This is a genomic window from Streptomyces sp. NPDC107454 (assembly GCF_055582885.1).
Genome location: NZ_JBVJPA010000007.1, coordinates 49912 through 63667 on the forward strand (window position 1 = coordinate 49912; position 13756 = coordinate 63667).

13 protein-coding genes are annotated in these 13756 nt (G+C 73.0%); 7 read left to right on the forward strand and 6 right to left on the reverse strand.

From position 1 onward, the window contains the following. Positions 1-42 precede the first annotated feature (42 nt). The 5 genes from ACZ69M_RS18450 to ACZ69M_RS18470 are packed head-to-tail and all read left to right on the forward strand — an operon-like array spanning position 43 to position 4482. On the forward strand, positions 43-1362 hold the full coding sequence (locus tag ACZ69M_RS18450) for an MFS transporter (RefSeq protein ID WP_470051049.1): 1320 nt from the start codon (positions 43-45) through the stop codon (positions 1360-1362). Further along, positions 1359-2189, forward strand: a complete 831-nt coding sequence (locus tag ACZ69M_RS18455; protein WP_470051051.1) for a putative hydro-lyase — start codon at positions 1359-1361, stop codon at positions 2187-2189. Before ACZ69M_RS18450 ends, ACZ69M_RS18455 begins: the two co-directional genes overlap by 4 nt. Before the next feature lie 30 nt (positions 2190-2219). Further along, on the forward strand, positions 2220-2978 hold the full coding sequence (locus ACZ69M_RS18460) for a LamB/YcsF family protein (RefSeq protein ID WP_470051053.1): 759 nt from the start codon (positions 2220-2222) through the stop codon (positions 2976-2978). After that, entirely contained in the window at positions 2975-3616 is a 642-nt protein-coding gene (gene pxpB, locus ACZ69M_RS18465; RefSeq protein WP_470051055.1) for a 5-oxoprolinase subunit PxpB, read from the forward strand. Before ACZ69M_RS18460 ends, pxpB begins: the two co-directional genes overlap by 4 nt. Further along, complete coding sequence (locus ACZ69M_RS18470; protein WP_470051057.1) at positions 3613-4482, forward strand: 5-oxoprolinase subunit C family protein; 870 nt, start codon at positions 3613-3615, stop codon at positions 4480-4482. The genes pxpB and ACZ69M_RS18470 overlap by 4 nt, the downstream gene beginning before the upstream one ends. 27 nt (positions 4483-4509) lie before the next feature. Here ACZ69M_RS18470 and ACZ69M_RS18475 read toward each other — a convergent pair whose 3' ends face one another. The 5 genes from ACZ69M_RS18475 to ACZ69M_RS18495 form a co-directional block, all read right to left on the reverse strand. Next, positions 4510-5367, reverse strand: coding sequence for an SGNH/GDSL hydrolase family protein (locus tag ACZ69M_RS18475; RefSeq protein WP_470051059.1), 858 nt, complete (start codon positions 5365-5367; stop codon positions 4510-4512). Further along, on the reverse strand, positions 5364-6518 hold the full coding sequence (locus tag ACZ69M_RS18480) for a glycosyltransferase (protein ID WP_470051061.1): 1155 nt from the start codon (positions 6516-6518) through the stop codon (positions 5364-5366). Before ACZ69M_RS18480 ends, ACZ69M_RS18475 begins: the two co-directional genes overlap by 4 nt. Further along, entirely contained in the window at positions 6515-7639 is a 1125-nt protein-coding gene (locus ACZ69M_RS18485; RefSeq protein ID WP_470051063.1) for a glycosyltransferase family 4 protein, read from the reverse strand. Before ACZ69M_RS18485 ends, ACZ69M_RS18480 begins: the two co-directional genes overlap by 4 nt. Positions 7640-7778: 139 nt before the next feature. Continuing rightward, positions 7779-9197: a HEAT repeat domain-containing protein gene (locus tag ACZ69M_RS18490; RefSeq protein WP_382177920.1), complete on the reverse strand. Its 1419-nt coding sequence runs from the start codon at positions 9195-9197 to the stop codon at positions 7779-7781. 300 nt (positions 9198-9497) lie between these two features. Then, entirely contained in the window at positions 9498-9890 is a 393-nt protein-coding gene (locus ACZ69M_RS18495; RefSeq protein ID WP_067366209.1) for an ankyrin repeat domain-containing protein, read from the reverse strand. A 359-nt stretch (positions 9891-10249) separates the two neighbouring features. Here ACZ69M_RS18495 and ACZ69M_RS18500 point away from each other — a divergent pair, with 359 nt between their 5' ends. Further along, positions 10250-10444: a hypothetical protein gene (locus tag ACZ69M_RS18500; protein WP_235455802.1), complete on the forward strand. Its 195-nt coding sequence runs from the start codon at positions 10250-10252 to the stop codon at positions 10442-10444. 37 nt (positions 10445-10481) lie between these two features. Further along, positions 10482-12041, forward strand: coding sequence for a P-loop NTPase family protein (locus ACZ69M_RS18505; protein WP_470051066.1), 1560 nt, complete (start codon positions 10482-10484; stop codon positions 12039-12041). Between the two features lie 122 nt (positions 12042-12163). Here ACZ69M_RS18505 and ACZ69M_RS18510 read toward each other — a convergent pair whose 3' ends face one another. Further along, a complete protein-coding gene (locus ACZ69M_RS18510; protein ID WP_470051068.1) occupies positions 12164-13663 on the reverse strand; it encodes an SCO1417 family PLP biosynthesis transcription factor in 1500 nt (499 codons plus the stop codon). Between the last annotated feature and the right edge of the window lie 93 nt (positions 13664-13756).

Sequence of the window (13756 nt, forward strand, 5' to 3'; positions counted from 1 at the left end):
TCAGTCCTCAAGCACCCTCCGTCCTCCCACTGCGAGGTGCCCATGAGCACGACCCCTCCACCACAGGCCCTGACCACTGGCACACACGCCGGAACGGGCGAACTCACCTCGGACGACGGCGCGTTGGCCTGGCTGCGCGCCCTCGGTCCGCAGGGCCGCAGGGCCTTCGCCGGCGCGTTCGGCGGCTATGCCCTGGACTCGTACGACTACTTCACGCTGCCGCTGAGCATGGTCGCGCTGGCGGCGTACTTCGGCCTGGACAGCGGCCAGACCGGCCTGTTCACCACCGTCACGCTGGTCGTCTCGGCGGTCGGCGGCGCGATCGCGGGTGTGGTCGCGGACCGGATCGGACGTGTGAAGGCACTGATGATCACCGTGATCACGTACGCGGTGTTCACGGTGGCCTGCGGCTTCGCGCCCAACTACGAGACGCTGCTGGTTTTCCGTGCCCTTCAGGGCCTCGGTTTCGGCGGTGAGTGGGCGGTCGGCGCGATCCTCGTCGCCGAGTACTCGAGCGCCCGGCACCGGGGGCGCACACTCGGCGCGATCCAGAGCTCCTGGGCCGTCGGCTGGGGGCTGGCGGTGATCGTCTACACCCTGGTATTCCAGTTCCTCGGCAACGACCTCGCCTGGCGCGTGATGTTCTGGACCGGCGCGCTGCCCGCACTGCTCGTCGTGTGGGTGCGGCGCCGGGTGCAGGACGCCCCGGAGGCGGCCGCCGTGCGCGAGAAGAGCGCCGAGAAGGGCTCGTTCGTCGCCATCTTCAAGCCCGCCTCGGCCGACGGTCCCGGCCTGCTGCGCACCACCTTCTTCGCGGTCCTGCTCTCCACCGGCGTCCAGGGCGGCTACTACACGCTGGCCACCTGGGTGCCCACGTATCTGAAGACGGAGCGCGGTCTGTCCGTCGTCGGCACCGGCAGCTACCTCACGTTCCTGATCTCCGGGGCCTTCATCGGCTACCTCACCGGCGGCTACCTCACCGACAAACTGGGCCGCAAACGGAACATCCTGCTCTTCGCGATCCTCTCCGCGGCCTGCATCCTCACCTACGCCAACATTCCGAGCGGCGCCAACACGCTTCTCCTTGTGCTCGGTTTCCCGCTCGGCTTCTGCATGTCGGCGATCTTCAGTGGGTTCGGCTCCTTCCTCAGCGAGCTGTACCCGTCGGCGGTGCGCGGCACGGGGCAGGGCTTCACGTACAACACCGGGCGCGCCGTGGGGGCCGCCTTCCCCACCACCGTCGGCTTCCTGGCCGACAGCTGGGGCGTGGGCGGCGCCCTGGTCTTCGGCGCGATCGGCTACGCCCTCGCCGCCCTGGCACTGATCGGACTCCCCGAGACCCGTGGGAAGGAACTGCTGTGAAGCACACCCTTCAGGAACGCCCTTCGAGCATCCTGCCCATCGACGGCCACGCGCACCGGTGGACCCCCAAGGAGGCGCGCGCCCGGTTCCGTTCGGGTGTGTCCGGCCCCACCGCCGGAGTCGCCACCGGCCACACCCAGGCGAACCTGATCTCGGTGCCCGCCGACTGGGCCTACGACATGCTGCTGTTCTGCACGCGCAACCCGAAGTCCTGCCCGGTCCTCGACGTCACCGACGCCGGCTCCTGGACCACCCCGCTCGCCCAGGACGCGGACCTGCGCACGGACCTGCCGCGCTACCGGGTGTGGGAGCACGGCGAGTTGGTCGACGAGCCCACGGACGTGATCGACCGCTGGCGCGACGACCTGGTGTCGTTCATCATCGGATGCAGCTTCACCTTCGAGTGGGCGCTGACCGAGGCGGGCGTCCCGATGCGCCACATCGAGCAGGGCCGCAACGTCTCCATGTATGTGACGGAGCGCGAGTGCCGCCCCGCCGGGCGGCTGCACGGACCGATGGTGGTGTCGATGCGCCCGGTCCCTCCCGAGCATGTGGCCGCGGCGATCAGGGAGAGCAGCCTGCTGCCGGCCGTGCACGGCAGCCCGGTGCACTGCGGCGAGCCGTCGGGGCTGGGCATCAAGGATCTCTCGCGCCCCGACTTCGGCGACGCGGTGGACGCCGAGCCGGACGACATCCCGGTGTTCTGGGCCTGCGGGGTGACACCCCAGGCGGCCGTGATGGCGTCCCGCCCGCCCTTCGCCATCACCCACGCACCAGGACAGATGTTCCTCACCGACGCCCGCGACGAGCAGTACCGCGTGGCCTGAGAACGACCGACGAAGGAGAGACCGCACCTCATGACCCCGATCGACCTCAACGCCGACCTCGGCGAGGGCTTCGGCCGCTGGCGGCTGACCGATGACGAACAACTGCTGTCCGTCGTGACCAGCGCCAACGTGGCCTGCGGCTTCCACGCCGGGGACGCGGCCACCATGCGGCGGGTGTGCGAGCTGGCGGCCGAGCGGGGTGTACGGATCGGCGCCCAGGTCTCCTACCGTGACCTGGCGGGCTTCGGGCGGCGCGCGATGGACGTGCCGTCCGACGAGCTGGCGGCCGAAGTGGCCTACCAGATCGGTGCCTTGGAGGTCTTCGCACGCGCGGCCGGGGCGTGTGTGTCGTACGTGAAACCGCACGGCGCGCTCTACAACCGCGTCGTGCACGACGAGGAGCAGGCGGCGGCGGTCGTCGAGGGCGTGCTGCTCGCGGACGCCGCGCTGCCCGTCCTCGGTCTCCCGTCCTCCCGGTTCCTGAAGCTGGCCGAGCAGGCCGGGCTGCCCACCGCCACGGAGGCGTTCGCGGACCGCGCCTACACCGAGCAGGGCACCCTGGTGCCCCGCAGCCAGGCCGACGCGGTGATCACGGACGCCGAGGCGGTCGTCGAGCGCTCGCTGGGCCTGGCCCGCTTCGGCGTGGTCACGTCGCACTCCGGTGCGCGCATCCCGGTCCGCGCCCGCTCGTTGTGCCTGCACGGCGACACCCCGGGCGCGGTGGACCTGGCCCGTCGGGTCCGCGCGCGTCTGGAGTCCTCGGGCGTGCACGTGAAGGCCTTCGTATGAAGGCTGTTCCGGCCGGCGGCGCGAGGGCGCTGCCGGTCGGTGACCACGCCCTGCTCGTCGAGGTCTCCTCGGTCGCGGCGGCCCAGGCCCTGCACGCCGAACTGCTGCGCCGGCGCGCCGAGGGCTCGCTCCGCGCCGCGGAGATCGTCCCCGCGGCCCGCACGGTACTTCTGGACGGTCTGGAGGACCCCCGGCGGCTGGCGGAGCAGCTCCCCGGGTGGGAGATCCCACCGCACGCCGCGCGCGCGGAGGAGGCGATCGAGATCCCCGTACGATACGACGGTCCCGACCTGGCGGATGTCGCGGCTTTGTGGGGGGTGCCCGAACGCGAGGTGCCCGCGATCCACGCGGCGGCCGAGTTCCGTGTCGCGTTCTGCGGGTTCGCGCCAGGCTTCGGCTATCTCACGGGGCTGCCGGCCCGGTACGACGTGCCGCGCCGGGCGACTCCGCGGACGGCGGTTCCTGCGGGTTCCGTGGCGCTCGCGGGCCCGTACACGGGCGTCTACCCACGCTCCTCGCCGGGCGGCTGGCAGCTGATCGGCACGACGGACGCGGTGCTGTGGGACCACGCGCGCGTGCCGGCCGCGCTGCTCGCCCCGGGGACGCGCGTCCGGTTCGTACCGGCGGGGTGCTCATGACCGACCGGGCCCTCGCCGTCGTGCGCGCCGGGGCCCTGACCACCGTCCAGGACCGGGGCCGCCCCGGCCACGCCCACCTCGGCGTACCCCGCTCCGGCGCGCTGGACGCGCCCGCCGCGGCGCTGGCCAACCGGCTCGTCGGCAACCCGATCGAGGCGGCCGTACTGGAGACGACGCTCAACGGATGCGCCCTGCGCCCGCGTTCGGTGGTCACCGTGGCCGTCACGGGCGCGCCCTGCCCGGTCACGGTGGGCGGCCGTCCGGCGCCCTGGGGAGCGCCCGTGCGCGTCCCCGCCGGAGCGCTGCTGGACATCGGCCCGGCCCGCGCGGGGGTACGCAGTTATGTGGCCGTCGCGGGCGGAGTGGCCGTGGATCCGGTCCTCGGCAGCCGCTCCACGGACCTCCTCTCGGGGCTCGGTCCGCCGCCGCTCACGGACGGCACGGTGCTGCCTCTGGGGCGCCCCGACGGCATGCACACGCGTGTGGACGTGGTTCCGCATCCCGGGCCGCCCTCGGAGCTGGTCCTGCGGGTGACACCGGGCCCACGCGACGACTGGTTCACGGCCTCGGCCCTGCGGACCCTGGCGACGGGCACCTACCGGGTGTCCTCCGCGAGCAACCGCATAGGGCTGCGTACGGAAGGGCCCTCACTGGAGAGGGCCGTTTCCGGCGAACTCCCCAGTGAGGGCATGGTGCTGGGGGCCGTGCAGGTGCCGCCCGACGGCAGACCGGTCGTCTTCCTCGCCGACCATCCGACCACCGGGGGGTACCCGGTGATCGGCGTGGTCCGTGGCGCCGACCTCCCCGCGGCCGCTCAGGCGGTCCCGGGCACGCCGGTGCGCTTCACGGCCGTACGCCGCCGCTGAGGTGCGTCGGCCCACCGCCTCGGACCGTCATGCCGCGTCCGGCTGTTCCGCCACCGACAGGGCGGCCAGCGCGGACGCCACGGCGTGCGAGGCGCTGAGGTCGAGCCGGGCGCTGGTGCCGCGCGCCCGGTGTCGCACCTCGGCGGCGGCCAGGGTGAGCAGTTGCGGCAGCAGGTCGGTGCACCGCCGGGCCACCCACCCCGTCCCCGCGGTGGCCAGCCACCACAGACTGGCCGACCGTGTGGGCGCGGGGAACTCCGGCTCGGCCGAGGGGGTGTCCCCGGTGGCGATGCCCTCCTGTGCGAGCAGCGCGTGGAAACGCAGGGCGAGTTGCCGGTGCCCCCGCTCCCCCGGGTGCAGCCGGTCCGCGCTCCACATCGCCCGGTCCATGAGCCAGGCGCCCTCCGCCGCGTGCAGGTGCACGGCTCCATGGCGCTCGGACAGGGCGTGCACGACCGTGTTGACGGCCCGCTGCCGCCGGGCCAGGGGCCTGGCCAGCACCCCCGGCAGCCCGAGCATCGCGCCGGGATCCGGCAGGCAGGCGGTCAGCAGGACGGCGCCCTGGGCCCGGAAAGCCGCGTACACCTGGTCGAGCCGCGCGGCCACGGCGTGGATGTCGAAGGTGCAGCGAAGGGTGTCGTTCACACCGATCACGACGGACACCACGTCCGGGTTCAGGGCCAGCGCCGCCGGGGTCTGCCGTTCCAGGACGTCGCGTGTCTGGGCCCCGCTCACCGCGAGGTTGGTGAACTCCACGGACGTGTCCGGGCCGTCGGACAGCCCGTCGACGAGCAGCGCGGCCCAGCCCCGCCAGGCCTCGCCGACGGGGTCGCCCACGCCCTCGGTCAACGAGTCACCGAGGGCGACGAACCGAAGGGGTCTCATCCGACGCCCTCCTGGAGGCGGGGCCGGGACTCGACCGCCGCGTCGTGCGCGGCGAGGAACGCCTCCACGGCGGTGCCCCAGCCGAAACACTCCGCACGCGCGCGTGCGGCTTCCCTGCGCGCGGCCTCGGGGCGCCCCAGGAGCAGGCGTACCGCGTCCGCGAAGGAGTCCCCGCTGTCCGCGGCGGTGGCTCCGGCGGAGCCGACCACCTCCGGCAGCGCCGACACCGCGCTGGCCACCACGGGCGTACCGCAGGCCATCGCCTCCAGGGCGGCCAGCCCGAACGTCTCGGCGGGCCCCGGCGCCATGCACACGTCGGCGGAGGCCTGCAACGCGCCGAGCAGTGCGCGGTCGGCGACATGCCCGAGGAAGGTGACGGGCAGCCGCCGCTCCCGGGCCCGCTGTTCGAGCCGGGCCCGCAGCGGCCCGTCCCCGGCGACGACGAGCACGGCACGCTCGCCGCGCCGCAGCAACGCCTCCAGCGCGTCGAGCGCCGTACCGGGCCGCTTCTCGACGGACAGCCGGGAGCACATCACGAGCAGCACCTCGTCCGCGCGCGCGTACCGCTCGCGCACCTCGCGATCGCGCAGCCCGGGGTGGCGGCCGGCCAGGTCGACACCCAGCGGGGCCCGTACGACATTGCGGGCCCCGATGCGGACGAACTCGCGCTCCGCGAACTCCGTGGTGCACACGACCCGCGCGTAGGTGTGCGCCGTACGGATGTTGAGGGCGTCGGCGGCCCTGCGGGCCATTCCCTCGGAGAGCCCCCAGGTCCGCAGCACGCCGTCGGCGGTCTCGTGGGAGACCATGACCGCGGGCACCCGGGCGCGCCGCGCCCAGACCCCGGTCCAGCGCAGGGTGGTCCGGTCGGAGACTTCGAGGCGGTCGGGCGCGAGCGACTCCAGGAGCCGGGCGACCCGCCGCTTGTCCGTGAGGACGCGATAGCCGCCGGTTCCGGGCAGCAGCGGACCGGGCAGCGTGATGACCCGCCCCTGCTCGGTCTCGCGGTCGGTGGCACGCTCGCCGGGGACGATGAGCACGGGCTCGTGTCCTGCGGCCAGGTAGCCGCTGCCGAGCTCCCGCAGGGCGGTGCGCAGACCGCCCGACGCGGGGGCGACGAAGTTGGCCAGCCGTACGATGCGCAGGCTCATGCCGCCACCACCGTCCGCGCGGTGAGCACGTCGGCGTAGTGGTCGATGAGCTGGTCGCCGACGGCCGCCCAGGTGCGGCCCTCGACGGTGGCCCGCCCGGCGGCGCCGTAGGCCGCTCGCAGCGCCGGGTCGGCGGCGAGCGCCCCCACCGCGTCGCGCACGGCGGCCTCGTCGCGGGGCGGCACCAGTAGCCCCGTACGGCCGTGTGCGACCAGGTCCAGCGGTCCGCCCGCGGCGGGTGCGACGACGGGTACGCCGCTGGCCATGGCCTCCTGGACGGTCTGGCAGAAGGTCTCGAAGGGGCCGGTGTGCGCGAAGACGTCCAGGGAGGCGAAGATCCGGGCGAGTTCGTCGCCGGTGCGACGCCCGAGGAAGACGGCGCCGGGAAGCGCCTCGCGCAGGCTCGTCTCGCTGGGCCCGTCGCCCACGATCACGACGCGTACGCCTTCCAGGCCGCAGGCTCCGGCGAGCAGTTCGACCTGCTTCTCGGGGGCGAGCCGGCCGACGTAGCCGACGATCAGCTCACCGTTCGGCGCCAGCTCGCGCCTGAGGGCCTCGTCCCGGTGCTCGGGGCGGAAGCGGACGGTGTCCACACCGCGCGGCCACAGCCGCACCCGGGGCACACCGTGTGCCTCCAGGTCGTGCTGGGCCGCGCTGGACGGGGCGAGCGTCCGGTCGGCGGCGGCGTGGACGGAGCGGATACGCCGCCAAGCGGTGGCTTCGCCCGCACCCACGTACGTACGGGCGTAACCGGCGAGGTCGGTCTGGTAGACGGCGACGGCGGGGACGCCGAGCCGGGCGGCGGCCGCCATGCCGCGGACGCCGAGGATGAAGGGACTGGCCAGGTGGACGATGTCGGCGCGGTGTTCGGTGATCGCGGCGGCGACGCGTCGGCTGGGGAGAGCGACGCGGACCTGGGGGTAGCCGGGGAGCGGTAGGGAGGGGACACGGACGACAGGACACGGCGCGAGGGCGTCGGGCCCGTGCCCGGCCGCAGTGGCCGGGGCGACGACGAGGGGAGCGTGACCGCGATCGACGAGGTGCCGGGCGGTCTGGAGCGCGCAGTGGGCCACGCCGTTCACATCGGGGGGAAAGGATTCGGTCACGATGACGACACGCATACCCGTGTTGTCGCCGTGCTGGACGTGGCCGCGTCAACGTCGATCTTTCCTACCGGGGAACGCCCCGTGAGCGTTGTACTGCACGCTTTTCCAGGTCAGCCCGCGGCCACGCCCTCCTGACCCGCGAGTCACTTCGCGTTCATACGGCGGGTGCGTCAGGCCCTATCCGGCTGCGTACGGCCGTCTGTACTTCCGCTTCCTCGGCCGGATCCGACGCCAGCCGCCGCAACTGATCGACGACGCGCGCGTCACCGGTTTCGGCGTGTCGAGCGGCCACCTCACGGGTCGACTCCTCGCAGTCCCACAGGCACTCGACGGCGAAGCCGGCGGGGAAGGAGGGGTCGGTGGCGGCGAGGGCGCGGGCGGCTCGCCCGCGCAGATGGGACGACGCCGTCTCCCGGTAGACATGGCGCAGCACGGGAGCGGCGCAGACGATGCCGAGGCGCCCGGCTCCGTCGACGAGGGTCCAGAGTGTGGGTGCGTCGGGGCCTTCGCCGCGTACGGCTTCACGCAGGGCGCCCAGCACCAGTTCGCTGTCCTTGGTGCCGCCCCGGCAGGCAAGCATCCGTCCCGCGGCGGCGCCGAGGGCGTCGGGCCGCTCGGCCCACCGTCGGGCCCGCTCGACGGCGGCGACACTGCGCATACGTTCGAACGCGTCGACGGCGGCCTCCCCGACGGTCGCCGTGCCGCCGGTCGCGGCGGCCTCGATCAGATCGAGAGCGTCCGGATCGTTGCTGTCGGCGAGGTAGCGCAAAGCGGTACAGCGGGCTCCGTCGCCGCCGTCCCGGGCGGCCTGGAGAATCTCGGGCCGGTCCTCGGGGCCCGCGACGGCCGTGAGGCAGCGCGCGGCCGGCACATGGAGTGCGGCTCCGCGGTCGAGGCCCTGCTGGGCCCACTCGAACACGGCCCGCACACTCCATCCCGGACGTGGTCCGGTGGGGCGCAGTTGCCGTTGCCATCGGTCGAAGGAGCCCTGTTCCTGGGCTGCCCGCACACGCGTGGCGATGGATTCGCGGGAATCGTCCGCCCACAGCCGCCAGGGCCGGGGCTCGAAGGCGTCGCGCACCTGGGCGACGAGCGCGGCCTCGCCCTCCGGATCGGCCGGGAAGCGGGCGAGGACGGGCACGGCGAGGGCGCGCAGTCCCGCGTCGTCGTCGCGCAGCGCCAGCTCGTCCAGGGCCCAGGCCCAGTTGGTGCCGGAGGCGGCGTACCTGCGCAGCAGTTCCAGGGCGTCCCGCCTGCCGTACGAGGCGAGGTGGCCGAGGACCGCGAGGGCGAGCCCCGTGCGTGACTCGCAGTCGTCGAGGACGTCCTCGGCGTCGAAGAGGTGCCGCTCGATCTCGTCGAGCTCACCGCTCAGATCGAGGTAGAGACGGGCGTAGTACAGGGAGCGGTTCTCCACCTGCCAGTCGTGGCGGGGATCGCGCAGCACACAGTGGTTCAGTGCCGCGAGCGCTTCGGCGCGCGGTGCGGTGAGCGCGTGCAGCGTACCGTCGCCGCGGCCCCTCTGAAGCAGGCCGAGCAGCGTACCGCTGGGCGCTATGACCGGATCGAACATGGGAAACAGCCTCACATCAAGCGTCGACGCAACCGGGATCCTGCATTACCTGGCCGCGTGACAACACGTCGGAGCGCCCGCCGTTTCTTGCTTGCTGTAGACCATCTTCCTCTGCCTCTCGTCGGTGGCCCATACGGGCCGCGTCACGGCCCGCGCGGTGCGGCAACACCTGCCCAGCCATCGCGTCCGTGAATCACGACGTCATGATGACTCGGCAGTTCTTCTTGCCGCGACCGTATTTCCGGCGGCCCCGTACCGCCTCCCCCGTTTTCGGTGTTGTACCTGGTCAGCGCGGACGGATCAGCGCGCGCCGAACAATTCGAGCAGTTCCGTCTTGCCGAACATCCGGGCGGTGTCGACGGCCGAGGGGGTGCCCGCGGCCGGGTCGGCGCCGCCGTCCAGAAGCGCCCGGATGACCGCCGCCTCGCCCTTGAAGACGGCCCCCGCGAGGGGGGTCTGGCCGCGGTCGTTGATGCGGTCGGCCTCGGCGCCGCGCTCCAGCAGGGCGCGCACCGCCTCGGCGTGGCCGTGGTAGGCGGCGAGCATCACCAGCGAGTCACCGCGGTCGTTGGTGAGGTTGGCCGGCACACCCGCGTCGACGTACGCCACGAGCGCCTCGGTCTCCCCTCGGCGCGCCAGATCGAAGATCTTGGTCGCCAGCTCCACGACTTCGGGGTCGGGGGCTTCACTCATCGGCCGGACCACCTCTCACAAGGACAACGACAGCTACGTCAGGGGGACTGCGGGAGCGTACGACAGCGGGTGGGCTGTCATGCGCAGGTCCGTACGACAGCGAAGTGTGCGGCCGTACGGGTGATTCGCCAGCGTACTGGCTCCGGCGGCACATGACCGGCGCCGACCGAGGCAAAGATCACCACAAGCCGTCCAAGAGCCGACGGGGGGCAACAAACCTGCCCAGGGGGCCCGGAACGGCTCCGCCGACTGGATGAAATCGGCCGAATTTCACTCAGTTGCACCTTTTATCGTATGGATACATCCTGTGATCCTGGAAGTACTCATGGTGACTGTCCCCACGAACCAGGAGAGCACAAATGATTCTGTCCATGTCAGGCGTCGTCCTGCTCGGCATCATCGTCTTCCTTTTCTTCCGCAAGGACGGACTCAAGGCGTCGCACGCCTGTGTGTCCTCGCTCTTCGGCTTCTACCTCGCCAGCACGGCCATCGCGCCGAGCATCAAGGCGGGCGGGGAGAGCCTGGCGAGCCTCCTCGGCGGGATCAAGTTCTGACGTCCCTGCCCATCGCACGCACCTTCAGGAGACAGCAGTGGCCCGGCGCCCTCTCCCCCGCATCCTCAGCAACGGCAGCGCACAGATCGCCCGAAGCCGGGAGCTGGCCCGAACGGCAGCCGACAGCGCCACCGACGTCCTCCACCCACTGATCACGGTCACCCGTGGACTGCGCCGGCTGGCAGCCGCCGGCGGGCGCAAGTGGGCCGCCACCCCCAAGGACCGGCGCGGGCCGCTGCTGTTCCTGGTGGCCTCGGTGATCCTGGTCGTGGCGCTGGCGCCGTACGGACCGCTGCTCGCCGCCATCACCCTGATGGCGGCGGCAGCGTGGACGGGCCGTCAGCCGGCCTCGTCGGAGCCGGCGGGCCCCGACGAGGCGCAGATCCAACGACTCCAGTCGTTGTACGACGCCCTCGTCCCGTACTTCTCCGTGGCCGAGGACCCGGCCCCTCTGTACGCCCACGGCGGCGACTGGGAGAAGGCTTTCCCCACGCACGACTTCGACGACGACGGGCGTGTGTCCCGGCTGCTCATCCGCTACCCGGCGTACTTCACCGACGGCGAGGCGGAGTCCCGGGCCCGGATCGAGCAGCTTCTGCACGCCAAGTCGGGCCGCGGTCGCGAGTACCACTTCGACTGGGACGAGGAGGGCAACGAACTCACCGTCACCGTCCTCCCGCCGCTTCCCACCGACATCGCCGCCCAGCGCTTCGTCTCCTCACCCGGCGAGACCGTCCTCGGGTTCACCGACCCGGCCGACGTCCAGCGCACCCTCCCCCTCACCTACGGGGAGGAACAGCGAGATGTCCCCCCGGTCGTCTGGCGCACCGGCATCCGCTCCACCGAGCCGCACCTGCTGATCGCCGGCAATCCCGGCAGCGGCACGACCACACTCGTGCGCTCCATCGCGCTCCAGGCCCTTCAGTACGGCGATGTCGTCATCGTCGAGGGCGGCGGCACCGGCGAGTACGCGTGCCTGACCGGCCGGGCCGGCGTCCTCGCCGTCGAGTCCGGCCTCGCCGGGGCGCTCGCGAGTCTGGAGTGGGCCGCGAACGAGACGGAGCGGCGGCTGATCTCCGCCAACCGTGCGCGGCAGGCGGGGCACCCGGCTCCCGACGACACCAAGAACCCCCTGTGGATCCTGCTCGACCGGCCGAGCGCGCTCGGCCACTTCGCCGCCGCCGACGGACGCAACGATCCCCAGGCACTCCTTCAGGTCCCGCTCCGGCACGGGCGCGCGGCGGGCGTCACGGTCGTCATCGCCGAGCAGTTCGAGGATCTCGAGGCGCTCAGCGAGGCCGTGCGGCAGCACACCCGCGCGCGCGTGGTCCTCGGTCCGGCTTCTCCGGTCCAGCTGGAGGCCGTCCTCGGCGCGCCGCCGCACACCACTCCTACGAGGGAGGTGCCGCCCGGCCGCGGGTACGCCCGGCTGGGCGCGGGTCCCGTCCTGCGCCTCCAGGTTCCGGCTACGCCGGACCCCTACGACGACGCCACCAGCGAGACCCATCGACGCGCCGTCCTCGACCTGCTGCCGGAACGCACGACTCCGGCAGAGGCGGCCCCCGTCCCCGCGGAGGCCGCGGTGGCGGAGACCTGAGCCCGGGAGTGCTCTTCGACTGCAGGTGAGTCGGGGCCGGGAGTCTTCAGGGGCGCGGGAAACTGCGCGACCAGCCCCCACCGGCCCGCAGCCGACGAACCCACCGGGGGTCCGGTCAGCCGCTAGGCCACAAACGTGCGAGGCGCTTCGTTGCCCCCGGTCGCGCCCGTTTTCACCAGGTGCGCCGCCGCGGCCAACCGGACCGCCGCCTCCTCGGCCACCGCACCCCCCACGGTGAACGGCAGCCGCACATACCCTTCGAAGGCGCCGTCGACCCCGAACCGCGGCCCGGAGGGCACCCGTACCCCCACCCGCTCGCCCGCCTCGGCGATCCGCGAGCCGGACAGCCCGCCGGTGCGCACCCACAGCGTCAGCCCGCCCCGCGGCACAGTGAACTCCCAGTCGGGCAGCGCACGGCGCACGGCGAGGACGAGCGCGTCCCGGTTCTCGCGGGCCTGCGCACGCCGGATCTCCACGGCCCGCTCCCATCCCCCGGTGCTGAAAAGCCAGTTCACGGCCAGCTGCTCCAGCACGGGCGTTCCGAGGTCGGCGTACGCGCGCGCGGAGACGAGACTGCGGATGACATCGGGGGCCGCACGGACCCACCCGATCCGCATCCCCGCCCAGAACGCCTTGCTGGCCGAGCCCACGGTGATGACCGTGGACCCGGAGGGGTCGAAGCCGCACACGGGGCGGGGCATCGACAGCCCCTCCTCCAAATACAGCTCGCTCATCGTCTCGTCGACCACCAGGACGGTCCCCGCCGACCGCGCCGCGTCCACCAGGCGGCGGCGTTGGTCCTCGTCCGCGAGAGCTCCCGTCGGGTTGTGGAAGTCGGCGACGACGTACGCGAGCCGGGGCGCGGCGTCGCGCAGGACCTGGCGCCAACGCTCCACGTCCCAGCCGGCGAGCCCCTCGGCCATGGCGACGGGGACGAGCCGGGCGCCCGCCTCCCGCATCAGCTGGAGGATGTTGGCGTAGGAGGGGGACTCGACGGCGATGCGTTCGCCGCGCCCGGCGAAGAGATGACAGATGGCGTCGATCGCGCCCATCGCGCCGGTCGTCACCATGATCTGCTCGGGCATGGTCGGAATGCCGCGCGCGGTGTACCCCTCGGCGATCATCGCGCGCAGCGCGGGCAGGCCCGCCGGATAGTCGCCGTGCGTGTGCGCGTACGGTGGCAGCTCCTCCAGGGCGCCCTGCACGGCACGGGTGAGCCAGGGCTCCGGCGCGGGGAGTGACGCGCAGCCGAGGTCGATCATGGAGCCGAGGGCCTCGGGCGGCAGCGGTTCGAGGCCGCGCGCGGGCAGCGGGTTCCCGGCGGGGACGGCGGTCCAACTGCCCGCTCCCCTGCGGGACTCCAGGAACCCTTCGCCGCGCAGCGCCTCGTAGGCCGCGGCGACCGTCGTACGGCTGACGGAGAGGGACAGCGCGAGCTCTCGCTCCGCGGGCAGCCGCGCGGCGACCGGAACCCGGCCTTCGAGGACGAGCAGCCGGATGCCGTCGGCGAGCGCGCGATAGGCGGGCGGGCGTCGGGTGCCGGGCCCCGCGGGGCGCTCCTGCTGGGAGTTGAGCAGCCGGGCGAGCTGCGCGGCACCCATCGCCGAAGTCCACTGCGTCATGATTCCCAGTCCACCTTCCTCGGATTGGCCTTGGATCGCACCATCCTTCAGGCCACAGAATGTCACGAGCCAGGCCACTATCACCACCGCGGG

Bases quoted from the DNA above. Each gene is read 5' to 3' on its own strand.
- ACZ69M_RS18460 (WP_470051053.1), top strand. From the start codon at position 2,220: ATGACCCCGATCGACCTCAACGCCGACCTCGGCGAGGGCTTCGGCCGC.
- ACZ69M_RS18485 (WP_470051063.1), bottom strand. From the start codon at position 7,639: ATGCGTGTCGTCATCGTGACCGAATCCTTTCCCCCCGATGTGAACGGC.
- ACZ69M_RS18500 (WP_235455802.1), top strand. From the start codon at position 10,250: ATGATTCTGTCCATGTCAGGCGTCGTCCTGCTCGGCATCATCGTCTTC.
- ACZ69M_RS18450 (WP_470051049.1), top strand. From the start codon at position 43: ATGAGCACGACCCCTCCACCACAGGCCCTGACCACTGGCACACACGCC.
- ACZ69M_RS18480 (WP_470051061.1), bottom strand. From the start codon at position 6,518: ATGAGCCTGCGCATCGTACGGCTGGCCAACTTCGTCGCCCCCGCGTCG.
- pxpB (WP_470051055.1), top strand. From the start codon at position 2,975: ATGAAGGCTGTTCCGGCCGGCGGCGCGAGGGCGCTGCCGGTCGGTGAC.
- ACZ69M_RS18470 (WP_470051057.1), top strand. From the start codon at position 3,613: ATGACCGACCGGGCCCTCGCCGTCGTGCGCGCCGGGGCCCTGACCACC.
- ACZ69M_RS18510 (WP_470051068.1), bottom strand. From the start codon at position 13,663: ATGACGCAGTGGACTTCGGCGATGGGTGCCGCGCAGCTCGCCCGGCTG.
- ACZ69M_RS18495 (WP_067366209.1), bottom strand. From the start codon at position 9,890: ATGAGTGAAGCCCCCGACCCCGAAGTCGTGGAGCTGGCGACCAAGATC.
- ACZ69M_RS18490 (WP_382177920.1), bottom strand. From the start codon at position 9,197: ATGTTCGATCCGGTCATAGCGCCCAGCGGTACGCTGCTCGGCCTGCTT.
- ACZ69M_RS18475 (WP_470051059.1), bottom strand. From the start codon at position 5,367: ATGAGACCCCTTCGGTTCGTCGCCCTCGGTGACTCGTTGACCGAGGGC.